The organism is Aeromonas sp. R4-2 (assembly GCF_040908295.1).
Classification (GTDB): Bacteria; Pseudomonadota; Gammaproteobacteria; order Enterobacterales; family Aeromonadaceae; genus Aeromonas; species Aeromonas veronii.
The window spans coordinates 160,194-182,797 of sequence record NZ_JBFODL010000007.1 but is presented as its reverse complement, the minus strand read 5'-3'; the positions used below and the strand labels follow the sequence as shown (position 1 = coordinate 182,797).

General features: G+C 60.5%; 21 protein-coding genes. 5 read left to right on the top strand and 16 right to left on the bottom strand.

The genetic code is table 11. The annotated features are described in order from the left end of the window. Positions 1–279: 279 nt before the first annotated feature. Positions 280–780 (bottom strand): hypothetical protein, encoded by a 501-nt coding sequence (locus AB5Y99_RS03755; RefSeq protein WP_368208732.1) that lies wholly within the window; start codon positions 778–780, stop codon positions 280–282. A gap of 394 nt (positions 781–1,174) precedes the next feature. On the opposite strand from AB5Y99_RS03755, the gene AB5Y99_RS03750 reads away from it, so the two are divergent. The 4 genes from AB5Y99_RS03750 to AB5Y99_RS03735 all read left to right on the top strand — a co-directional run bounded on the left by AB5Y99_RS03750 (position 1,175) and on the right by AB5Y99_RS03735 (position 4,030). Next, positions 1,175–2,359 carry an OmpP1/FadL family transporter gene (locus tag AB5Y99_RS03750; protein ID WP_368208730.1) on the top strand — a complete coding sequence of 395 codons (1,185 nt, stop codon included), beginning with the start codon at positions 1,175–1,177 and terminating at the stop codon, positions 2,357–2,359. Positions 2,360–2,643: 284 nt separating this feature from the next. Beyond that, positions 2,644–2,949 carry a hypothetical protein gene (locus AB5Y99_RS03745; RefSeq protein ID WP_021231217.1) on the top strand — a complete coding sequence of 102 codons (306 nt, stop codon included), beginning with the start codon at positions 2,644–2,646 and terminating at the stop codon, positions 2,947–2,949. Beyond that, the gene (locus AB5Y99_RS03740; RefSeq protein WP_368208728.1) at positions 2,946–3,794 is read left to right on the top strand and encodes an HlyD family secretion protein; all 849 of its coding nucleotides are present in this window, start codon (positions 2,946–2,948) and stop codon (positions 3,792–3,794) included. Before AB5Y99_RS03745 ends, AB5Y99_RS03740 begins: the two co-directional genes overlap by 4 nt. Next, positions 3,791–4,030: a hypothetical protein gene (locus AB5Y99_RS03735; RefSeq protein WP_368208727.1), complete on the top strand. Its 240-nt coding sequence runs from the start codon at positions 3,791–3,793 to the stop codon at positions 4,028–4,030. The genes AB5Y99_RS03740 and AB5Y99_RS03735 overlap by 4 nt, the downstream gene beginning before the upstream one ends. A gap of 60 nt (positions 4,031–4,090) precedes the next feature. Here AB5Y99_RS03735 and AB5Y99_RS03730 read toward each other — a convergent pair whose 3' ends face one another. The 11 genes from AB5Y99_RS03730 to AB5Y99_RS03680 all read right to left on the bottom strand — a co-directional run bounded on the left by AB5Y99_RS03730 (position 4,091) and on the right by AB5Y99_RS03680 (position 16,821). Continuing rightward, entirely contained in the window at positions 4,091–7,195 is a 3,105-nt protein-coding gene (locus AB5Y99_RS03730) for a multidrug efflux RND transporter permease subunit (protein WP_346201347.1), read from the bottom strand. A 9-nt stretch (positions 7,196–7,204) separates the two neighbouring features. After that, entirely contained in the window at positions 7,205–8,404 is a 1,200-nt protein-coding gene (locus tag AB5Y99_RS03725) for an efflux RND transporter periplasmic adaptor subunit (protein WP_335818854.1), read from the bottom strand. A gap of 205 nt (positions 8,405–8,609) precedes the next feature. Then, positions 8,610–9,362, bottom strand: a complete 753-nt coding sequence (locus tag AB5Y99_RS03720) for an energy-coupling factor ABC transporter ATP-binding protein (protein WP_159163841.1) — start codon at positions 9,360–9,362, stop codon at positions 8,610–8,612. Continuing rightward, the gene (locus AB5Y99_RS03715) at positions 9,349–10,167 is read right to left on the bottom strand and encodes an energy-coupling factor ABC transporter ATP-binding protein (RefSeq protein ID WP_159163840.1); all 819 of its coding nucleotides are present in this window, start codon (positions 10,165–10,167) and stop codon (positions 9,349–9,351) included. The genes AB5Y99_RS03720 and AB5Y99_RS03715 overlap by 14 nt, the downstream gene beginning before the upstream one ends. Then, positions 10,164–10,865 carry an energy-coupling factor transporter transmembrane component T gene (locus AB5Y99_RS03710; RefSeq protein WP_159163839.1) on the bottom strand — a complete coding sequence of 234 codons (702 nt, stop codon included), beginning with the start codon at positions 10,863–10,865 and terminating at the stop codon, positions 10,164–10,166. Before AB5Y99_RS03710 ends, AB5Y99_RS03715 begins: the two co-directional genes overlap by 4 nt. After that, positions 10,865–11,443: an ECF transporter S component gene (locus AB5Y99_RS03705; RefSeq protein WP_104014385.1), complete on the bottom strand. Its 579-nt coding sequence runs from the start codon at positions 11,441–11,443 to the stop codon at positions 10,865–10,867. Before AB5Y99_RS03705 ends, AB5Y99_RS03710 begins: the two co-directional genes overlap by 1 nt. Before the next feature lie 8 nt (positions 11,444–11,451). After that, positions 11,452–11,883: a PPC domain-containing DNA-binding protein gene (locus tag AB5Y99_RS03700; RefSeq protein ID WP_159163837.1), complete on the bottom strand. Its 432-nt coding sequence runs from the start codon at positions 11,881–11,883 to the stop codon at positions 11,452–11,454. 134 nt (positions 11,884–12,017) lie between these two features. Then, positions 12,018–12,824: an exodeoxyribonuclease III gene (gene xthA, locus AB5Y99_RS03695; protein WP_118854029.1), complete on the bottom strand. Its 807-nt coding sequence runs from the start codon at positions 12,822–12,824 to the stop codon at positions 12,018–12,020. A 115-nt stretch (positions 12,825–12,939) separates the two neighbouring features. Beyond that, complete coding sequence (locus AB5Y99_RS03690) at positions 12,940–13,902, bottom strand: ion channel (protein ID WP_069555464.1); 963 nt, start codon at positions 13,900–13,902, stop codon at positions 12,940–12,942. A gap of 66 nt (positions 13,903–13,968) precedes the next feature. Continuing rightward, a complete protein-coding gene (locus AB5Y99_RS03685; RefSeq protein WP_005361691.1) occupies positions 13,969–15,615 on the bottom strand; it encodes a tetratricopeptide repeat-containing response regulator in 1,647 nt (548 codons plus the stop codon). A gap of 159 nt (positions 15,616–15,774) precedes the next feature. Beyond that, positions 15,775–16,821, bottom strand: a complete 1,047-nt coding sequence (locus AB5Y99_RS03680) for an FAD:protein FMN transferase (protein WP_368208725.1) — start codon at positions 16,819–16,821, stop codon at positions 15,775–15,777. A 335-nt stretch (positions 16,822–17,156) separates the two neighbouring features. On the opposite strand from AB5Y99_RS03680, the gene azu reads away from it, so the two are divergent. Beyond that, positions 17,157–17,597: an azurin gene (azu, locus tag AB5Y99_RS03675; protein ID WP_005337768.1), complete on the top strand. Its 441-nt coding sequence runs from the start codon at positions 17,157–17,159 to the stop codon at positions 17,595–17,597. Positions 17,598–17,716: 119 nt separating this feature from the next. Here azu and AB5Y99_RS03670 read toward each other — a convergent pair whose 3' ends face one another. The 4 genes from AB5Y99_RS03670 to AB5Y99_RS03655 all read right to left on the bottom strand — a co-directional run bounded on the left by AB5Y99_RS03670 (position 17,717) and on the right by AB5Y99_RS03655 (position 22,487). Next, complete coding sequence (locus tag AB5Y99_RS03670) at positions 17,717–18,274, bottom strand: HutD family protein (protein WP_005337767.1); 558 nt, start codon at positions 18,272–18,274, stop codon at positions 17,717–17,719. Between the two features lie 85 nt (positions 18,275–18,359). After that, on the bottom strand, positions 18,360–19,019 hold the full coding sequence (locus tag AB5Y99_RS03665) for a YceH family protein (protein WP_005337766.1): 660 nt from the start codon (positions 19,017–19,019) through the stop codon (positions 18,360–18,362). Positions 19,020–19,158: 139 nt separating this feature from the next. Next, positions 19,159–21,297, bottom strand: coding sequence for a diguanylate cyclase (locus tag AB5Y99_RS03660; protein WP_320545928.1), 2,139 nt, complete (start codon positions 21,295–21,297; stop codon positions 19,159–19,161). After that, positions 21,294–22,487: an extracellular solute-binding protein gene (locus AB5Y99_RS03655; RefSeq protein WP_236316060.1), complete on the bottom strand. Its 1,194-nt coding sequence runs from the start codon at positions 22,485–22,487 to the stop codon at positions 21,294–21,296. Before AB5Y99_RS03655 ends, AB5Y99_RS03660 begins: the two co-directional genes overlap by 4 nt. Positions 22,488–22,604 lie beyond the last annotated feature (117 nt).

Genomic DNA, 22,604 nt, shown 5'->3' with positions numbered 1-22,604 from the left:
GATCTGCATGCAGAAAGTGCAGGAGGATAAGGCGCCCGCAAAGGCAGCAACCTTGGACGGTGAAAAGTGGGCTGGTGACATAATACGTCTTCTCTTTTGCAGGCCGCCGGTCGGGTGAGGTGCAAGGCATCACCAAAGGGGCTGGCGGCAAACGGGGCGCAGCTGTATCAGTGCGCACGGCTCCCTGTGAGCGGACCGGTTTGGCCGGGGCACAGGGTCAGGCAAGGCGGCAGGAAACGGGCAAGTTAAAGCTTGCCTGTGCCGCAAGAGAAGGAGTTTCTAGTGGCGTAACACCGACAGCATCAGATGTCGGCGTGGCCAGGAGGGAGGGTGAGTACCGCGCGAGCGCAGGAAGGGATCCCGCAACCAGTTATCAAGCAGTGACGCTGCGACGTTGTTGCCAAGCAGCAGGGGGAAGATCAGCAGGGCGACCAATACACCCAGCAGAGCCATCGCGCCGAAGGAGAGAGCATTGACGCCGGTCTGCATTTGGCACTTATCGCCCATGGCTGACCCCTCGCCTCCCTGATGGCAGGAGAGGGCCATGACATCGCCCGGGTGATCCATAGCGGGCATTGCATGAGAGATATCGCCATCCGCCATCGTCATGGATGAATCGAACATCACCATCGACTGGGCGCTGCTTGGGGTCGGCTCGGAGGAGAGGGGAGAACTATGCCAGCTGATGCAGAGGGTCAGATTGCAGACGAGCAGCAGCGCCAGCAATAGCCGGGCCATAGCAACAGAGGGCAATCTTGCAGCAAGCTGGGTGAGTGACAATCCGAGCATCCTTCGGGAGCAGATGGCTGGACTGTAAACCTTGCCACGAGGTGAAGGTCAATGGCGCCGGTGATGTAATAGAGGTGTTGTGTTGGGGGAAGGATATTTAAGCAATGCTTAACCATTGCGTATGCCCAACCCTAATGAAGCATGCCCCTCATCCCGTTAGGATGCCCCCTGTCAGTTACCACGATGGCGTGATGGTTCACTCTTTTGCTCCGGCATAAATGACTGCGGCAGGAGTGTTTGCCGACCTTATCCATCCCGTGACGCCATGAGCGAGCAGTATAAAGCCGCAGGTCTCCCGGATGCTGACAATCAAAGAGTCAAACCGTGTTTTTGAGCAGCACACCTTGCCGGGTGCTCACCATGTTCACTATTCAGGAGTATTTAAATGCAGCCACGACAGCTGTCGCTGATGCTTGCCGCTTTGCTGAGTCCATCAGCCATGGCTGGCGGCCTTGCCCTATACGAGACCAGCACTGCCAACAGTGCGCTGGCCAACGCAGGGTCTGCCGCCCGTGCCCAAGGGGCAGATACTATCGCAAGCAACCCGGCCGGTATGACCAAACTGGAAGGTACCCAGTTGCAGGTCAATGGCGGTGTGGTATACGGCGACCTTGAGCTGGATCTGGACAACGGCGGTAACAACGGTGGAAATGCCCTGCAGACCGCGCCGCTCGGCAGCCTCTATCTGACTCATGCCATCGACGATCAATGGGTCGCAGGTATCGGTGTCTTTGGCAGTCACGGTCTGGGTATCGATTATGGCGATGGCTGGGATGGTCGTGGTTATACCCAGTCGGCCAAGCTGACCGGCATCGCCTTTGCTCCGAGTCTGGCGTACCGCATTGACTCAAATTGGTCGGTGGGAGCCAGCCTGATCGCCATGAATGGTTCGCTGGAAGCCTCTGTGGATCTGACGTCCGGGATGGGGGAAGGGCGGGAATTCTCCAACAGCGACTGGGCGTATGGCGCCTCCTTCGGGGTACTTTACGAGCTGGATCAGCACTCCCGTATCGGCTTGAGCTACTTCTCCGAACTGAAGTGGGAGCTGGAAGATCAGCTCTTCCCACGTGCTGATGTGGCAGGTCTAGGGGTCGAGATCATGATTCCGCAGACCATCACACTAAGTGGCTATCACCAGCTCAACGACCAGTGGGCCTTGCTGGCCAGTGCCAACTGGCAGCAGTGGTCCCGTTTTGGCGATATCGGTGTGGCATCTGTCATGGGCAGCCAAACCATTGATATGAATTACAAGGATACATGGCATGCCAGCCTGGGGGCACAGGTTGATGTCACCCCTGCACTGCGTTTGAGCAGCGGAATCGGCTATGACAGTAGTGCAGTGAGTGATGAGTACCGTACTGTGATGCTTCCAGTGGGTTCTGGTTGGCGCTGGGGTCTGGGGGCCAGTTATCAGTTGAGCCCAGCCACCAAGGTGGAAGCCAGCTATACCCTGGCCTGGCTGGGTGATATGCCGGTGGATCAGGACGGGATCGGTCGCCCGCACTTGTCCGGCAGCTACAACAACAGCTACCTGAACTTCTTCAACATCGGTGTGCAACACCAGTTCTGAGTTGTGAGCCTTGCAAGCCTTCACTGATTGGGGGCTTCTCCATCCTGCCCGTCGCGCCGATCCGGCGCGTTATTAGCTGGGTGGCTCGTGAGGTCCACTTGTTTGCTCATCCGTTACTCAAGGAACAACATCAAATGTCATCACAATCAACCTCTGCGTTAGCGCGGTGGCTTTGGCGCCTGACGTTTATATTGGTCACGGTCGCTCTGGTTGTCTTCTTCTCGAAAGGTGCCCACATCTATCCAATTGAGGCGACCAGGTTCAACCATGCTTTGCCAGCCATCATGGTACTGCTTGATTCCGAGATCTTTATGGGGGTGATTACTGTGATCACTCTCTATGTGGTCCTCTATCTGGTCTATCTGCTGTGGCAACTGCATGAGATCGCTGTGCATCGTGCCAAGGTGTCTGAGTCGGTGCATATCACCCTGGTGTTTGCGCTCTCCTTGTGCGGACTGTTTATCGACAAGACCTGGTGGGTGCTTGCCGTCATCATCGCCTTTGCCCGTTGGGATGTGCTGAGCGAGCGGATGAGCCTTATTATCGGCCATGGTATTCGACGTGGCCGTCATGAGGGGGAGGCATCATGAAAGAGATCCTGCTGCCCTATATCCTGATCGTCTGGTTGCTGGTCAAGCTGAACATATTGCCTTGGAACCTAAAAACGGGTTTTTGGAGTACCGCAATTGGCGCGTTATTGGCGCTTGGTTTGTTGACTACCTCTCGCCATTTGGCTCCGGTGGATTTTACCGATTCGGCGACGGTCAAGGCGCCTCATGCGGTGTTGGGACCATTACTAGGCATCAACCAGTTTCATCAGATAGATCAGATTTATGTTGCGCATAATCAGCGCGTTGCGCGTGGTCAGCCCATTTATAGTCTTGCGGACTGGGAGAGTAACGGTAAGTCTCGGGCGTTGAGCTATCAGATTGACGCCCAGCATGCCCAGGTGGCGTCAGAGGTAAGCCAGCAGCGAGCGATCCAGTCACGACTGAACCTCACTCACAAGGAATTGGTTCGGCTGACCCAGTTGGGTAACTTTGCCAGTATTCAGAGCCGTGACCAGCTGCAGACCCAAATTGATGGCGATCTGGCGCAACTGAGTGCCAGTGAAGCGAAGGTTCAGGCGATTGAAGCTCAGGTGTTGAATCTAGAGACAGAGCTGGCCTTGCAGGAGCGACGGAATGAAGAGAAGGTGATCAGGGCTCCGTTTGATGGTCAGGTCTCGATAGTCAATATTGCCAGCGGTTCCCGTACCGGCAACATGCACCTATACGACACTTCTCGCAAGTTTCTGGAGTTTCGCATTCCGGATCAGAGTTTTCGCAACATAGCACCAGGCCAGTTTGCCGAGTTTTATGTAGATGCCTATCCCGGGCGCATCTTTCGGGCACGGGTGCACTCAGTACTTACTGGTACGGGGGAGGCCAGATGAGTGTTGCGCAGGGGGATCAAGATGTACGGCAGCATGTGGGCAACAACATGTCGAGCCATGGCCGGACAGTGGTGCTCGACATGCTGGTGCCGGACGGTGTGGACTTGCCAATTGGGGCAACCGGCTCAGCCTGGATTTCGGCACATAAACCTCATCCGCTGCTTGGCTTTATCGACATCATCGGTGCCGCCACCGTGCGTCTCAAGGCGATGAAGGCCTATCTGTTTGCGATGTAACGGAGTGACATAAAAAAGCCCCTCCGTGAGGGAGGGGCTTGGTGAGCGAGACCGCAGTGGTCAGGCCCGTTTCTCCGAGCGGCGCATGATGAGCCGGAAGAAGAGCGGGATAAAGAAGATGGCGATAAAGGTGGCCGCCAGCATGCCGCCGATGACCGGCCAGCCAAGGGCGTGACGGCTTGCCGCACCGGCCCCGCTGGAGGTGACCAACGGCACACAGCCGAGGATGAAGGCGAGCGAGGTCATCACGATGGGACGGAAACGCAGGCGCGCCGCCTCCAGTGCCGACTCGATGAGGCTCATCCCCTCTTCGTGCTTCATCACCGCGAACTCCACGATCAGGATGGCGTTCTTGGCGGCAAGGCCGACCAGGGTCACCAGCCCGATCTGGAAGTAGACGTTGTTGGTCAGCCCCACCAGCCAGGTGGCGAGCAGGGCACCGAACAGGGCGAACGGTACGGCGGTGATCACCGCAAACGGCAAGCTCCAGCGTTCATACTGGGCGGCCAGAATGAGGAAGATCATCACGATACCGAAACCAAAGGCCATGCCTGCGCTGCCTGCGGCCGCTTTCTCCTGATAGGCGGATCCGGTCCACTCCAGCTTGGCGTCGTTGCCAAGAGCCTCATTGGCGACCTCTTCCAGCGCGGCGATGGCCTGACCCGAGCTGTAGCCGGGGGCGGGCTGGGCCATGATCTTGGCGGCCTGGAAGATGTTGAAGCGTTCGACCAGTTCGGGGCCGGTGGCATCACGCACCGTCACCAGACTGCTGAGCGGGATCATTTCCCCCTTGTCGGAGCGGACATAGACGTTGCGGATGTCGCTCTTCTTGGCGCGATAGTCGGCCTCGGATTGCAACTGCACCCGGTAGGTACGGCCGAACTGGTTGAAGTCGTTGACATAGACCTGGCCGAAGGTGGCTTGCATGGTGTCGAACACCGCGTTGATCGGCAGCCCCAGCGCCTTGGCCTTTTCGCGATCCAGGTCGAGATAGACCTGCGGCACGTTGGCGCGGTAGGTGCTGGTGACGCTGGCAAACTCCGGGCGCGCCTTGGCAGCTTCAAGGAAGCGCTGTACTTCGCCTGAGAAGGCCTGGGCGTTGCCGGTGCCACGGTTTTGCAGATAGGCCTCAAGGCCACCTGTGGTGGACATCCCCTGAATGGGAGGCGGGTTGAAGGAGGCGACAAAGCCATCCGCCAGCCCCATCAGGCTCAAGCCCTGGAAGGTCTTGGCCAGCGAGAAGGAGTCCTGTCCGGCCCCCTGACGCTCGCTCCAGTCCTTCAGGGTAATGAAGGTCATGCCGCTGTTGCTGATGATGGCATTGGAGAGAATGTCAAAGCCCGAGAAGGTGATCACATCCTTCACATGGGGGTTGGCCATGGCGATCTTGTCGAACTGATCTGCCACCGCCTGGGTCCGGCTCATCGCGGCCGCATCCGGCAGCATGACGGCGGAGATGAGGTAGCCCTGATCTTCGTTCGGTACCAGTTCGCCCGGCACTTTCAGGAAGAGGCCGTAGATGGAGAGGATCAGCACGCCGATGATGGCAAAGGCGACCCCCACCCGACGGTTCAGGAAGGCCACACCGCGTACATAGCCGCGGGTCAGCTGGTCAAATTTATCGTTGAACCAGACGAAGAAGCGGGCCGGTTTGTGGTGTCCCTCTTTCAGTAACACGGCACAGAGGGCCGGGGAGAGAGTCAGTGCCACCAGACCGGAGATGGCGACCGAGACCGCGACCGTGATGGCGAACTGTTTGTACATCACCCCCGTCATGCCGCCCATAAAGGCGACCGGCAGGAACACGGCGCAGAGCACCAGCACGATGGCGACCACCGGACCGGAGACCTCCTGCATGGCGAGGATGGCCGCCTCTTTGGCGGAGCACTTCTTCTCGCTCATGATCCGCTCGACGTTCTCGAGCACCACGATGGCGTCATCCACCACGATACCGATGGCAAGCACCATGCCGAACAGGGTCAGCAGGTTGATGGAGAAACCGAGCACCAGCATGCCGGCGAAGGTCCCGATGAGCGACACCGGCACCGCGATACAGGGGATCAGGGTGGCGCGGAAGTTTTGCAGGAACAGATAGACCACCACGAACACCAGTACGATCGCCTCGAACAGGGTGTGTACCACTTCTTCGATGGAGATCTTCACGAACTCGGTGGTGTCGTAGGGGATCTGGTACTCGATATCCTGCGGGAAGCGCTCCTTGAGTCGCTCCATGGTGGCGTGTACCGCATCGGCGACCGCGACGGCGTTGGCGCCCGGCTGCAGATAGGTGGCGATACCGATGGCCGGTTTGCCGTTGGCGCGGGCGACCAGATCATAATCCTTGCCCCCCAGCTCGACCCGGGCGACATCGCGGACCCGGATCTTGGAACCATCGGGCATGGAGCGGACGATGATGTTCTGGAACTCCTTCACATCCTCAAGGCGCCCTTTGGTCTGCACCGTGTAGGTGAAGTCGATGGGGGCCGTGGTGGGTTGGGCACCGATCTTGCCTGCTGCGAACTGGGTATTCTGCTCGCGAATGGCGCCGATCACGTCGCTCGGGGTGAGCTCGAGCTGGGCCAGTCGATCCGGCCGCAACCAGATACGCATGGCGTAGTCAGTACCGCCAAACAAGGTGGTATCACCGATGCCGGGAATCCGCTTGAGCTCGTCGATGATGTTGAGCAGGGCGTAGTTCGACAGATAGGTGGTATCAAACGAGCCGTTCGGTGACTGGAGGGTGACCACCTGCAGGATGGAGGTCGATTTCTTCTTGACCGTCACCCCTTGCTTTTTCACCTCTTCCGGCAGCTGGGCCATGGCAGCCGAGACCCGGTTGTTGACGTTGATGGTGGCCTGATCCGGATCGGTGCCGATCTCGAAGTAGACGTTGAGGTTCATCTGTCCGTTGGAGGCCGACCCCGACTGCATGTAGATCATCCGCTCGACGCCGTTGATCTGCTGCTCCAGCGGCGCTGCCACGGTCTGGGAGATCACCTCCGGGGTTGCGCCCGGATAAAACGCCGTGACCGAGACCACCGGCGGGGTGATCTGGGGATATTGCTCGATGGGGAGCGCCCGCATCGCCGCCAACCCGCCCAGCACGATAATGATCGAAATCACGCTGGCGAAGATGGGGCGTTCTATGAAGAACTTGGAAAACATACGGGCTCCTTACTTGGCCGCAGACTGGCTGACCACCTTGCCGGTGATCGCCTTCATCTCGTCGGCAGAGACAGGTTTTACCACGGCGCCGGGGCGAGCCTTCATCAAGCCTTCGACGATATAGCGCTCACCTGCCTGCAGGCCGCTCTCGATCAGCACGCCGGAGTCGACTGCCGCGCCCAGGGTCACCGGACGGGGCACTACTTTGTTGTCGGCATCGACCACCATCACCATGCGGTCAGCCTGGGACTGGACGATGGCGCGCGGCGGCACCACGATGGCGTTTTTGCGGGTGCCCAGATCGATGGTCATGCGGACAAACTGGCCCGGCAGCAGTACGCCGTCCTTGTTGTCGAAGATGGCCCGGGCACGGATGGTGCCGGTCTGGGGATCGACCCGGTTGTCGGAGAAGTTGAGCTTGCCCGCCTCCGGATAGAGGGAGCCATCGGCCAGACGGATATGGGTGCGCCAGGTGGTGGCATCCTTCGCCTCAATCACCCCTTTCTTTACCGAGTTTTCGAAGTTGAGGCGATCCTGCTCCGAGTAGGAGAAGTTGACGTAGAGCGGATCAAACTGGGTGATGGTAGTGAGCAGGCCGTTGTCGCCGCTGGTGGAGATAAGGCTCCCCTCGGACTGGGAGCTCTTGCTCGCCATGCCGTTGATGGGGGCGGTCACCTGGGTGTAGCTGAGGTTGAGCTCCGCCTCTTTCACTTTGGCCTGAGCGGCCTGATGGCTGGCGATGGCCGCTTCGTAGTTGGCGATGGTGTCGTCATAGTCCTTGCGACTCACTACCTGACGCTTGAAGAGGGGAATGATGCGATCCCGATCGGCACGGGCCTTGTTGAGACGGGCCTGCTCCTGAGCCAAAGTCCCTTTGGCCTGCTCCAGCGCCACCTTGTAGGGCTCCGGGTCAATCAGAAACAGCTCCTGACCGGCGGTAACCGGCTGGCCTTCCACATAAGTGCGCTTGAGCAGGATGCCACTGACCCGGGAGCGCACATCAATCTCGCGAAAACCGGCGGTCTCTCCCACCATCTCGGTGGTGAGCGGCACATCGGTCAGCTTGACCTCGGCGACCACCACAGGGACGGCGGGCATGGTCTGTGCCGTCTGGGTCGTCTCGCCGCCACAGGCACTCAGACCGCTGAGCAGCGCCAGGGTCAGCAAGCTGCGTTTGTAAACCTCTCTTCCGGCATTGGGCACCTTCATCATCACACTCCTGTTGGATCGATTTCGGCTGCTGCGTTCAGCATGTTTCTCCATACACATCATTAACTTCATGATTAAAAAAACAACTTCTTTATGATTGGAATGGAAGATGATAGGGCGGCAACCTTGAACACAACCTTCTCAAAGTGGCAATTAGGGTTGCCGATTGACGAAAAAGTCTGACTTTTCCGATATGGGTGGGACATCATCGGGGATGTTCAGCCCTGGCCATGGCAGCCAACAGCAAGGCACTGCTCTTCTCGTCTTGGTGATAGCCATTGAGTGCAGAGAGTAGTTCGGCTGTGGGGCCGTGGACAACCAGATGGCCAGCTTTCAGCTCGATCAGGGTGGTGAAGTTGCGTCTGACAAATTCGGCATCGTGACTGATGGCCACTATGGTGGTGCCCTTTGCTCGCTCACTGGCCAGCCAGCGTTCCAGAATGGCCAGCCAGCGGGGATCGAAATCCCGGCTCGGCTCGTCAAGCAGCAGCAAGGCGGGCTGCATGGCATGGAGGCAGGCCACTGCCACCATGCGCCGCTGACCGGCATCGAGATCGAGCGGATGGGAGGCCGCCCACGTTGTCAGCTCGCACTCTTCCAGCGCGGTGGCGACCCGCAGCCGGATCTCCTCACGCGGCAGTTTCTGCAGGCGCAGGCCAAAGGCGATTTCATCCTCGACCCGACTGTGAAACAGCTGACGCTCAGACTCCTGAAACAGAAAGCCGATCTGACTGGCACGGGCCAGTGCCCGCTGCTTGCAGAGCGCCTGCTGTTGCCAGCTCACCGTGCCCGAGGTGGGGGCCAGCAGACCCGCCGCCAGTCGCAGCAGGGTTGACTTGCCTGCGCCGTTATCTCCGACGATGGCGACCTGCTCCCCACCGGCAATCTGCAATGTGATGTCGTGCAGGCAGGGATTGTCCGGTGCCCATGAGAAGCAGAGGTGGTCAAAGCTCAGCATAAAACTCCCGCAACATGGCCAAGGGGTAGGGGTGATGGCGCGGGTCGCGCACCTGTAGCGTCTCGCGCAGGGAGTCCGGCAGGATCACCCTCCCGGGCAGATGGGGCAGCACCTCGCCCAGCTCACCGCAGGCCAGCTGGCGGCCATGGTCGAGCAGCAGGAATCGCTCGCAGAAGTGAGCTGCCGGAAAAAGCCGCTGCTCCAGCAAGATGACGCTGCAGCCGCTTTCCTCGCTGTAGCGGCGGATCTGCCGCAGCATGGTCTGGGTTGCCGCCGGGGTCAGACGGCTAAAGGCCTGATCGAGGATCAAGAGCTTGGGAGCCATCGCCAGGGCACTGGCCAGCACCACGCGCTGGGCTTCGCCTCCCGACAGGTCGAGGGGATGGCTGGCTGCCAGCGCCTCGCAGTGGCAGAGCACTATGGCATCGGATACCCGCCGGTTGACCTCATCGGGCGGCAACCCGAGATTGGCCGGGCCAAACGCCACCTCGTCGACGACCGAAAAGCAGCAGCCGGAAAATTGCAGATAAGGGGATTGCTGTACCCACTGGCGCACAGCCGCATGGTGATTGAGCTGGCCGCTATCATGGGGCTGCCCGAGAATGACGCCCTCTCCCGTCAGCGTGTCGAGGTGCAGCTGGGACCAGCCTCCCGCCAGCAGCTGGGCCAGCAGGGATTTGCCTGCCCCGTTGCCACCCAGGATGGCCAGCCATTCGCCCTCTTTTAGCTCGATATCGAGTGGGCCCAGTTGAAAGTGGTCAGGGTGGGCCGCATGGCCGATGGTCACCCCTTGCAGCGAGATCATGGCCACCACCTCCAGACAATCTCCAGCACTACCAGCAACAGCAGCAGATAGCGCAGTAGCGGCTCGTAACGTTGCTGCGGGATCTCCGTCATGCGGGTGCGAGTTGGCTGGCTGCGAAAGCCGCGCAGATCCAGCGCCATGCTGCGGGTGGCCAGCTCGCTCAATGCCTGCCCGACCAGCGGCGAGAGCAGCGGAAGCGTGGCCTTTAGCCGGGCCAGCGGATTGCCGTCAAAGGGCACGCCGCGGGCTAGCTGGGCCTCCCTGATAGCGCGCAGCTGGTGGCCAAGCTGCTCTTTGAGCAGCAGCGGGCCGCAGCAGAGGTAGGAGAGGGCGATGGGCAGCCGGCTGGCAAACAGTGCATGAACAAACCGCTCGGTCGAGACCGCCCAGAGCCAGAGCTGGGCGCTGGCCAGACAGGCGAGCAGCCTGCACCAGAGGGGCAGAATGGGAAACGCTTCGCTGGCTGGAACCGCTGGCATGCCGAGCAGGATCCGCAACCAGGGACCGTGCACCAGATAGAGCCCCAGTCCCAGCGGCAGCATTACCGCCAGCACCAGCTTGAGCCGGGAGCGGGCCCCCGGCAGCAGCACCAGAGCAAGTAGCGGCAGCAGGCTCCAGCCCCAGAGCCAGGGGGGCGGCAGCACGCTGGCCGTGACCGAAAACCAGAGCCAGAGTGCGAGGGAGGTAAACGGGTGCATCAGCGCACGGCGGCCATCTGCGGGAAGTGGCGCAGGGTGCGCTGCGGCAGGCGGCGTACCAGCCCCCAGGCGATCAGCACGGTCAGCAGTTTATCCAGCAGGTTGGTACCCAGCACGGTGACGGCGACCGACTCCTGCAGATCGCTCCCCATGGCGTGCAGGTAGGCCACCACGAAATCAGCACCGCTGCCGGTGGCGCCGCCAAACAGGTAGGAGCGGATGGGAATGGCCACCAGGGTGAGCGCCAGGGTGATCACCACGCTGCTCACTACCACCTTGGGCAGATTGTTGAACCAGCCGGCCCGTGCCAGCAGACCGGCACTGAGGCCAATCATCATGGCGACCGGGGCAAAGGCCGCGGCGATGGGGCCGGTGAGCAGTCCCCACAGCAGGTTGGTGAGCAGACCGGTGGCGACTGCCATCCAGGGGCCCGCCAGAATGGCGCAGAGCACAGTCCCGATGGAGTCGAGGAAGATGGGCAGCTTGAGCATGGAGACGGCCTGTCCCGCCACCATGTTGATGGCGATGCAGATGACCATAAAAGCTAGGTTGTAGCTGGAGAGTTTACTGACGGACATAGTGATCCTCACAAGGTTCTGGGGGTAATGAGCAGCTCTTCATAACCGGATTGGGGGCAGGGGGCACGGCCAAAACGGTACGCCTCCAGCTCTCCGACTACCAGTTCGAGGGTGGTGCGCACCCGGCAACCAGGTAGCACGTGGCCGCCGCGCATCAATCCCTGTTCGTCAGAGATGGAGAGATGCAGGTGTTCGCACTCCGGATCCAGGGTGCCGCCAAGGGCGATCACCTCGAAGGCCCCCTCCAGCAGGGTGCCATCGGGCTGGGCGGCATAGCGCAGGTTGGCGTGGGTCAGGCTGCCGACCGCTCCGGTGATCCAGGCCGCCTGCAGGCCGTGTCGGGCCATTTGGGTGCGCAATCCGGCGATAAGATCCTCCCCCGGCAGCAGGCGCAGGGCCAGAAAACGGGCGGGGGAGAGAGGAAGGTGAGTTGGGGTCACTGCTGGCACTCCTTGCTGCAAAAAGAAGGTGCCCTGAGGCACCTTGTCTGGATAGGCTGTTTACGCCCTTTTATCGCAGGCAACCGCGAGCCACTTCACAGATTGGCGATATCATTGCGGCATCCGGCGCTACATCAGGCGAAGCAGGCCCAGATGGGGGCGTGGTCGGAGGGTTTCTCGATACCGCGCAGCTCGTAGTCGATGCCGGTCTCGGTCACCTTGTCCTTGAGAGCATCGGAGGCCATGATGAGGTCGATGCGCAGGCCACGGTTCTCGTCAAATCCCTTGGAGCGGTAGTCAAACCAGGAGAAACGCTCGCACTCGGTGGGGTTGGCGGCGCGGAAGGTGTCGGTGAGACCGAACCCTTTCAGTCGCTCCATCCATTCGCGCTCGATGGGCAGGAAGGAGCATTTGCCATCCCGCAGCCAGCGTTTGCGGTTTGCCTCGCCGATGCCGATGTCGAGATCGGTGGGGGAGATATTCATATCCCCGATCAGCACCAGCTGGTCGTCCGGGGTGTGGTTGGTCTCGAGGTAGTGCTGCAGATCCTCGTAGAACTTCTGCTTGGCCGGGAACTTGGTCTCGTGATCCAGGCTTTCACCCTGCGGGAAGTAGCCGTTCATCACCTTGATGAGGGAACCGTCTTCGCGCTCGAAGGTGGCCATGATCATCCGGCGCTGGGCCTCTTCATCGTCGGTGGGGAAGCCTTTCTCCACCTTGACCGGCTTCTGCTTGCTCATGATGGCGACCCCGTAGTGGGCCTTCTGGCCGTGAAACTCCACGTGATAGCCCATGGCCTCCACATCGGCCAGCGGGAAGGCTTCATCGTGCACCTTGATCTCCTGCAGGCCGATTACATCGGGCTGGTGCTTGTCGATGATGGCTTGCAGCTGGTGCAGACGGGCGCGCAGGCCGTTGATATTGAAAGAGATGATCTTCATGTCCGGGATGCTCATGTCATTTTTATAAGTGGCTATTGGACTAGGAATCGGCGGTGGATGCAAGTGTGGCCGCGGGCCTGCATCAGTGGCAGGCACCGCGGGGTGGGCAGAGGTGTCAGCGGGTCATCTTTTTGACGAATACCACCACAAACAGCGCCAGCGTAAAGCTGCCGGTGAAGGCTTCAAAGGCGGCGAAGATCCTGGAGAGGCCGACTGGAGTGAAGTCGCCGTACCCCAACGTGGTGAAGGTGACCACGCTGTAGTAGAGGCATTCGAGCAGGAAGATGGCATTTTGCTCGAGCGGGGCACCGGGTTGGTAGATGAGGTGCTCGCCCTGAAAATGCAGTCCGCAGAAGAAGTAAAAAATGCTGCAGATAAAGATGAGCAGCAACGAGAAGAGCACCACCCGCATCGGGGCCTCGCCATAGCCGCAGAAGAGATCGACCACCCAGGAGGTGAAGCGCTGGGTCGACCAGAACGGCAGTTGCAGGCGGCGCATGGTGAGCTCCTGCTGGATATAGTTGCCGGACATGGTGAAGATCCCCTGTGCCTCGGAGGCTTTGCGCAGATCCCGGTAGGTCTCTTCCGCCTCCTTGAACCAGATGCGCGCCTGTTTGGGATCCCGTTCGCGGCGCCCCTTGCGATCCTGCATCACCCGTTTGCCGGTCTGCATGTTGTCGAGCCGGGTGTTGTGCCAGCGGATGCCGAGCAGGTTGACGTCATCGAGGGTAGCGCACTGGAGGTTGGCATCACTGAGATCGGCTTTCATCAGGCTGCCGCCCTTCATGCGCAGGCCGTAGAGGTGACCACCGCGCAGGTTGGCGCGATAGAGGTTGCACTGCTCCAGCAAAAATCCCTGATCGGACTCCTTGTTGACCAGATTGAGACCCGCCAGATTGGCCCGTGACAGCTGCAGGCCGTGGCAGAGTCCGCCAGCGCGAACGTACTGTTCAAGCGCCTCGGCGCTGCGGGCTTCCTGATGGGTATGGTGGGGATCATGCCAGTGGCAGAGATCGTGCTCGCCAGCCTCTTCACTGCAGTGGCGGCCATCGGCCACCAGATAACGACACATCGCCATCTTCGTTTCCCTCGCATTGCCGAACTGGTTTCAGCATAGGCGGGGAAAAGGGGGCGTGGCGGCGTCTTAGCTGAACTGGTTGAACTCCTGACGCAGCTTGCGAAAACGCTCCTGCTGGGCCGGGTTGAGGGGGATGCCGTCGAGCACGTCCAGGGTGTCTTTGCACTCGGCACCAAATTCCGGACTCTTGCGGTTTTTCTGCATCAGTTGCAGCAGCACCTGGATCTTGTTGAGAGCCGCACCGGTATTGGCGGGGGCGCGGCGCAGGGCCTCGCGAAAATGGCCGAGGGCCTGCTCCAGCTCGCCGCTCTGATAGGCCTTGATCCCCAGATCGTTGAGCTGCTGGTAGCGCTGACGCCGCTCCAGCACCGTCTTGTCATCGCGGGTTGCCTGAATGCAGGTGGTGAGCAGCCGATCTTCGTCCTCTGCCAGCAGCCCCTGCAGGCTCTCTGCATATTCAAACTCGCCGAGCTGATAGAGGGCGAGGATGGTCTCGCCAAGCAGGGCGGGGGGCATGGTGGCCGGTTCATCGAGCCAGTTCTGATTGGCGCGATAGAGCATCTTCTTGCCCTTGAGCAGCTCCCCCAGCGCAATCTGCACCCGGGCCTGACAGATCTGCTCGAACACCGGGTAGTTGAACTCCGACATCATCAGCGAATCACGGATGCGCGACAGGGCAGAATTGACCTGCTTTTGCAGGTTGGCGATGTGGTAGCTGTCGTTGCTGTTGAGGGCGTAGAGGGTCAGGGTCTGGATATAGGCCCCCAGATAATGGGGCGTGCGGTGGATGGAGTTGCGCGACAGGTCGATCAGCGACATCAGCACATCCTTGGCCTGGGCGTAGTCGTGGCGCTGCAGGCACACCTCCGCCAGCCGACGGGAGAGTTGCACAGACTGGGGGGAGATATCCACCGCCCGTCTGAGCTCCTGCTGCGCCTGCTCGTCATTGCCAAGGGCCAGCAGGGATTCCGCCAGCCAGAGGTGAGCCTCCACCATCAGCGGGGTATTTTTGAGGGTCGCCTGCAGATGGCTGACCGCCTCTTCGTGGAGCCCCAGGGTGTTGCAGGCCTTGCCCAGTGTCAGGCGGGCCCAGCTGTTCTCCTGCCCGGCCAGCAGCTGGCGCATCAGGGCGCGCGCCTCCTGCGCCTGACCCAGCTTGAGGTGGGTATCGGCCTGCAGGCAGCGGCAGTAGTTGGCAAAACGGGGCACCGCATCGGCCCGCTCGGCACAGGCGGTAATGAGGGCTGCCAGATTGTCATCGGCCAGCGCGGTAAAGACGCTGGCCAGGGCGTTGCGCCGGGCGAGGGCACGCTTCAAGCGAAACGAGAACTGCTCCTGAGAGAAGGGCTTCATCAGGTATTCGTCGGGCTCGGCTTCCAGCGCACTCAGTACCATGGCGCGGGAGCTGTCGCCACTCACCATGATCACCACGCTCTGGGGCGGGATCAGGTCTTTGTCGCGCAGGCTTTCGAGCAACTGACGACCATTTTCACCAACCCCCAGATCGTAATCGATGAGATAGATGTCGAAACTGCCCTTCTGGCAGCGGCGCCGCGCATCCTCGGCGGTATTGGAGTAGGTGATGTTGCTGATACCCAGATTGAGCAGCATCGCCTTCATCATCACCTGAAACGAGCGCTGCTCATTGACCATCAGAATGCGTTGTGGCTTGGCTGGGCTCTTTTTTTCTGGCTCTTGTTCAGGTGTCTGCATCTGTCTGGGTCGAGGCGCTACGGGCTGATGGGAGAAAGTGTGCCACCAAAGCGCCCGAAGAGGCAATTGGCCAAGTTGTCGATTGCGAACCGTCTCCGTTTGTCCGCCTTTTGCCCGCGATGAGTGAAAGAAAAAGGCCCTGTTGCCAGGGCCTTGAACTCACCGTTTTTTCTCTGCCAGATAGGGAGCAAATTGCGGCGTGTACTCGGCCTTGAACCCCTGTTCGGTCTTGATGATGAGATAGACCGCCAGCTTGTGCTGCTTGGCAAATGCCAACCCCGCTTCAGGCCCCATCACCATCAGCGCGGTATCGAGGGCATCGGCCTCCAGCGCGGTCGGGGTGATGACGCTGGCGGAGACCAGCTTGTGGGTGACCGGCTGGCCGGTGGCGGGGTCGATGATATGGGAGTAACGCTGGCCATCCAGCTCGTAGTAGTTGCGATAGCTGCCCGCTGTGCTGAGCGCCATGCCGTTGGGGATGACGATATCGGAGAAGGCCCCCGGCTGATCGGAGGGTTCGACGATGGCCACTTTCCATGGCGAACCCTTGCTGTTGTTGCCCTTGCTGCGCACCGCACCGGCCACTTCGATCAGATAGTTGTGTACCCCCTTGCCCTCGAGCAGGGTGGCGATTTCATCCGATGCCGCCCCCTCGCCGAGAGTGGAGAGGTCGAGATAGAGATCCGGGATCGTTTTTTCGAGCAGGAAGTGATCCCCCTGCGGGGTCAGGGTCAGCTTGTCGATCCCCACCTTGTGGCGGGCGCCGGCGATGGCCGCCTCATCGGGCCGCTTGACCGGCCGTTTGTCCGGGCCAAAGCCCCACAGATTGACCAGAGGCCCCACGGTCACATCCAGCTTGCCGTCGGTCAGTTTACCGGCATCAATCCCCTGCTGGACTATGATGGCCATGGCGGGCGGGATGGCAAACGGGGTGTTGGCGGGCCCTTGATTGAAACGGGAGATGAGCGAACCCGGATCGTAGGTGGAGATCTCCTTGTTCATCCGGGCCAGCAGGCTCTCTACGTCGCTTTTGAGGGCGGGCTCCCCACCGGGGTAGCTATCGCTCAGGGTCACCACATAGTAGGTGCCCATGGTCTTGCCCTGAATTCGGGTCTGGGCAGGCGGGGTTGGCTGGCAGCCGGCCAGCGCCAGCAGCAGGGTTAGCAGCAGGCAGCGCAGGGCCGCCACGGGGGTTATCGCAATCATCCGGCGCTCTCATCTGGAGAAGGTTCATATCGGGGCGCTAGCTTAGCCAAGGGGCGCCCGCCGGGCGAGCCCTGATGGGGGTAATCGGAGGGGAAAGGGCAGAAAAAATTAAACAGTTTTGAACCTGTGTCGGGAGCGGGTCGTATCGTCCATCCGTGAGGGAGAGAGTGGCGAGTAGAGCACCGTCTGGTGACCTGGCCCGCAGCTTTGGCCAAAAGCCATAGCCGATTGAAGACAATTGAGTAAAATGAAGGTCGATTTAGACGGCATCTTTGCGAAGCGTTCACCGCATCCGCCAAGTCGTTGCCATCCATTGCCAATCAAAGGAGAAGATGATGAAAAAGGCGATTACCCTGCTGTTTCTGAGTACCCTGGCTGCCCCCGTGCTGGCGGATGAGTGTGCACTGGTCATCGAAGGCAATGATGCCATGCAGTACAACCTCAAAGAGATGAGCGTGCCGGCCACCTGCAAGGAGGTGACGGTCACCCTGAACCACACCGGCAAGCTGCCTGTGACCGCCATGGGTCACAACTGGGTGCTGGCCAGCACCGCCGACTATCAGACCGTGGCGACTGCCGGGATGAGCGCCGGGGCCGAGAACGGCTATCTGCCCAAGGATGATCCCCGTGTGCTGGCTCACACCAAGCTGATCGGCGGCGGCGAGAGCAGCAGCGTCACTTTCAAGACCGACGGTCTGGCGGGCAAGGATCTCACCTTCTTCTGCTCCTTCCCCGGCCACTTCGCCATGATGAAGGGCTCCTTCAAGGTCAACTAAGGTGCTGACCGGCACGAGCCGGTTGCCTCAATAGCAAAAGCCGGGATTTCCCGGCTTTTTCATCTCTGCTGTTTGTGTGTGGCGTGGCATGACATGACTGCACACCGCCGACTTTTGCGCTATTTGGCCTGCAGGGTAAAGAAGGCGATGGCGGTCTTCTTCTGGCATTCAAAGTGAATGCTCTCTTCACCGGTCACCACCAGCGTCTCGTTGATGGCCACCTCTTTGCCCTGCACGGCCAGCTGGCCGCTCAGCAGGTGACAGAGGTAGGTCTTCTCTGGCTCGAGGGTAAGGGTCAGCGGGAAGGGGAGGTTCAGCACCCGCACGTTGGCGCTGATGCGATCCGGATGGTAGATAAGCCCCAGATCGGTCACCTCTTTTTTCAGCAACTCGCAGTGGGTCTCCTCATCGCCGCTAAAGTGCGCTGCCTCGAAGGTGGCGTAGGGGTGACCGTTGAGCACAAAGCCAGCCCCGCTCACCGGCAGCAAAATGCGCTGATAGCCGGGAAAGGGGGAGAAGGGACCCGTGCTCTTGATGGGGGCCGAGCTCAGTCGATAGTCAAAATCGAGTTTGGCAAGGCTGCTCCCCTTGGGGGAGATGAGGATCTGGCTGGTGGTGCCCTGCTGGTTTTTCCAGGGCATCTTCTGGTGGTCTGACTCTTTTATCAGGGAGATCACGGGCACTTCCTCACGATGAAAAAACGCAGGGAGCCGGGGACATCAGCCCCGGCTCCCTGATAGATAGTGGCGATGGTAAAGGCGATCAGCCCTGACCATCCAGTGCTGCCAGCCGCGCTTCCATGGCGGCGAGACGGCTCTTGAGCTCGCTCACTTCCAGCTCCAGCTCGCTCAGGCGATCGGCGGCAGGGGAGGCATAGGCCGCGGCGGGAGCGGCATCCATCATCGCCTGAATATCCACTTCGCCGCTAAACAGGTGGGCGTAGCGGGATTCGCGTTTGCCTGGCTCGCGCGGTAGTTTGACCACGTAGGGGCCACGCTCGATAAGCTGGGTCAGCACCGCATCCACCTCGGTGACATCATCGAAGCTGCAGAGGCGGTTGGTGCGCGAGCGCAGCTCTCCCGGGGTTTGCGGGCCGCGCAGCAGCAGTTCACAGACGATGCCAAGCTCCTGGGCACTGAATTTCAGCTCGCCAAATTCGGTGTTGCAGAATCTGTGCTGGTAGCGGGGAACCCGGGCGTTGAAGCCGGCGGTGTTGACCACCAGCCGCTTGCGGATCAGCTCGTCTACCACGGCGCGGATATCGAGCTCGGAGAGCTCCAGCACCGGCTCGCGGTTGCTCTTCTGGTTGCAGGCGTTGACCAGTGCATTAAGGGAGAGGGGATATTGATCCGGGGTGCAGATCTCTTTTTCAATCAGACAGCCGATGACGCGGGCTTCCAGCGGGCCAAGTACTAACTCCATTTCCTACTCCCTTCCAAATCGAGACATCAAGAGCCCCTATCTTAGTCATGGTCCGCGCCGCGTCTAGCGTTGCGCGCCATTTTTGCGAGCTGATCAGGGCGTTGGCGAAAGGCTCGCCAACGCCGCAGACCTCCGCTTTTTATCGCTGCCCCTGATAGAAGCGCGCCTTATTGGCATACATGGCGTCGTCCGCCACCCGGCTCAGCTCCGCCAGCGGGGTCTGGTCGCTGCTGCTCCAGCCGATGGCAAAACGCAGCGGGAAGCTGTGCTCCCCATGCTGCACAATGGCGTGCTGCTGGCTTGCTTCCAACCTGCCTGCCAGCTGCTGGCTGGCGAGGTGATCCGCCTCCGCCAGCAGCACGAACTCGTCGCCGCCGATACGGAAAATCTTCTCATCCTGACGGCAGAGGGTGCGCAGTTGGCGAGCCATCTGGATCAGCAGGGCATCGCCTGCTTCGTGCCCATATTGGTCGTTGGTACGCTTGAGGCCGTTGAGATCGAGCATGAAGAGGGCGAGGTGACGCTCGGGATGGCGTGCCAGCACCGCCTGATAGTGATGGAAGGCCTCTTCGAACGCCTGCCGGTTGGGCAGCCCGGTGAGATTGTCGGTGCGGGCGACCCGCGCCAGCTCGTCGGTGAAGAGGCGCCCCTCGATGCCCACCGCCAACTGCTTGGCAAACAGCCGCAAGATGGCCCTGTCTTCGGACTCCAGCCCTTCTGCGCTCACCATCAGATAACCAAACAGCACGCCGCTCTGGCTACCGGGCAGGGTCATGATCTTCCAGAGAGCGTCATCCCACTGGCATTCGGAGTGTTTGACCTCCTCATCCATCAGTTGAGCCAGTTTCTCCTGCAAGGCATCCCGCAAGGGGGCATCGACCCCCTGGGTCAGGGAGTAGTGGGGCTGCCCGTCTCGGCGGATCACCAGTCCCCAGCGGTGGCCAGGATAGAGCTGCGAGAGTTGCAGCAGGGCGGAGCTGGCCAGCTCGGCAATATCGATATCCAGCTGCTGGTGCAGACCGAACTGCAACCAGGATTGCAGGATATGGCGGCTGCGCTCCTCCCGGTTCAGGGCCGAGCGCAGGGCGGTCGTTTGCGAGGCAACCTCTTGCTCCAGTTCGTCGTTGAAGCCGAGCAACCGCTGGTTGAAGGCCTCTTTCTCGCTATTGGCCTGCTGCAGCTGTTCATTTTGCTGATAGAGCGCCCGCACCTGATCCGAGATGGTGCTGGCCATCTCCTGTAGCAACTGGCGCACCTCGTCGTACTCCACAAAGCGTAGCGGCGCCTGCCGTTGCTGGTAGTTGCCCTTGCCATAGCTGCGCACCAGCGCGGCCAGCGAGCGCAGCGGTCGGGTGAGCCAGCGGGTGAGCCAGACGCAGCCGATGGCCACCAGCAGCAACATGACGGCGATGCTGACGGTCAGCAACTGCTGGGATTTATTGAGCTCGCTGACCCTGTCATTGCTGTAGCTGTAGAGGGTGATGGTGGGGGTGATCTCCTGCTCCAGCTGGGGCCAGCCAATGGCCAGGGGCTGCGCCATCTTGCTTGGCTCCCTGTCATCCATGGCGTTGGCGCTCTGGTGAGCCCCTTCGTAAAGACGGTTCTCGCCCTGGGAGATCACCAGATATTCGCTCCCCTTGAGATAGGGTTCCAGCAACTGGGCCATCTGCCGCCAGGGGAGAATGGCCATCACGAAGCCGGAAGGGGTCTGCATCACCCCTGCTCGCTGGTGGTTGCGATAGATGGGGGCTACCAGCGCCAGCCCGCCGCTGCGGTTTTGCTCCATGTCGTCGACCAGCACGGGATCATCGACGGGGAGCAGCAGATGCTTGCCCTGTTTTGCCTCGCGGGTCTTGCCCCAGGCCATCAGCTGCGGCATCAGGTTGCCCGACTCGAGGTGGGAGGCCTGGCCATTGATGTACTCCACCACCAACCCCTTGTCATCGATGAGGTAGGCCGAGGTGATCAGGCTGTTGGATTTGACAAAGGTGGCCAGCGCCAGCCGGGCATGGCTGGAGAAGAGGAAGTTGTCGAGGGCCTGATGGAGTACCCGATCCTGGCTGAGCTGATTGAGCTGGGTGCCGATCAGCTCGCTGCGAAAGCGGGCCTCGCGGGTCATGCTGGTGAGGGCTCGCTCCAGCTGCGACTGCTCGCTCTGGGCGATGATCTGGTGCTGGCGGATCAGCAGCACAGTGCTAGCCAGCAGCGCCGGCAGCAGGGCGACGGTGAACAGGATGATGATCAGGGTCGGTCCAAGCCGAAAGGTGCGATGTTTCATGGTGCTTTGACCTGCCGGTACTGCTGATCGGCCAACAGCTGCATATAGCGGGCGGTGTCGGCGGCACTGATCCCCTCTTTAAAGCGCTCGAACCCTTTCTCCATCGCTTGCCAGGCGATGGACATGGCGCTGTCGGAGGGCATGGGGGTACTGAGGGTGAACTGCTCCAGCAGCACTTTTTCCTGAGGCGTGGGACGGCGGCTGATGGCGGTAAAAGCCTGCTGATTGACCGGCAGCAGCGCCCCCTGATGATAGATGAACTGCTGAATATCCTGACGCTGGATAAAGGCCATCAGTGCTTTGATGACGGGTTGCCGATCCTCATCATCCATCGCCCAGCGGGAGGCTCCCATCACGTAGGCGCCGCTCATGGAGTGCATGGGATGGCTTTGCCAGCGAGGCAGCAGGGCAACGCCCAGCTTATCCCCCATGTTCTTCACCAGATCGTTGAAGGCCCAGTCCCCATTGATGAGGTAGGCGCTCTTGCCCTCATTGAAGCGGGCGAGGGCGGTGTCATAGTCGCACTCGGGATCGACCCACTGTTCGCTGGCGACGGTGCGGTAGGCCTCCAGTGCCTGCACCATGGCCGGGTTGTCGAGGGTTATGCGCCCTTCGGTCACCGGCGAGCCGCCAAAGGTGTGTAAAAAGGCGGCGAAGTAGTACATGTCGTGATAGGGCCAGCTGACGGGGTAGACCCCCTTGGCCTTGAGGGCCGGGGTGATAGCAGTCAGTTGCTGCCATTGTGTCACCGGAGTCGAGACCAGCGCCTTGTTGTAAAACAGCATCAGATGGTTGCCCTGCATCATGGGCATGCCCCAGCGTTGCCGATCCAGGGTGACATAACGCAAGGCGCTGGCCATCAGCGCGGGGGAAAACCACTCGGTCGGGAGTGGGGCGAGGGTCATCTGGCGATAGAGGCCGATAAAATCGGAGGGGATCAGCATCAGATCGGGCAGCCCCCTGGCCTGAGCTGCCAGCAGGAGATCCGCCTTGATCTTGCCCGGCTCAATCTGGGTGACCCGTACTCTGTGGTTCCCCTCCTGATTGAAGCGGGCGATCACGTCGTCGATCACGTAACCGGCTTGCTGGGAGTGCCACAGCTCCAGTTCAGGCTCCTGAGCCTGCAGGGGGTGGCTCAATGCGAACAGGCAAAGCAGCAAGAGATGATAAAAAGATCGTTTTCTGCTCATGTTATCATCACCGTTATTCCCTGAATTCCAAGGGAAAAATGTAACAAACTACCGGCAAGATCGGTAGGCTCGGGTGTCAACTAATTGACTGAAACAACAAAAAGCCCGGCGCGTGGG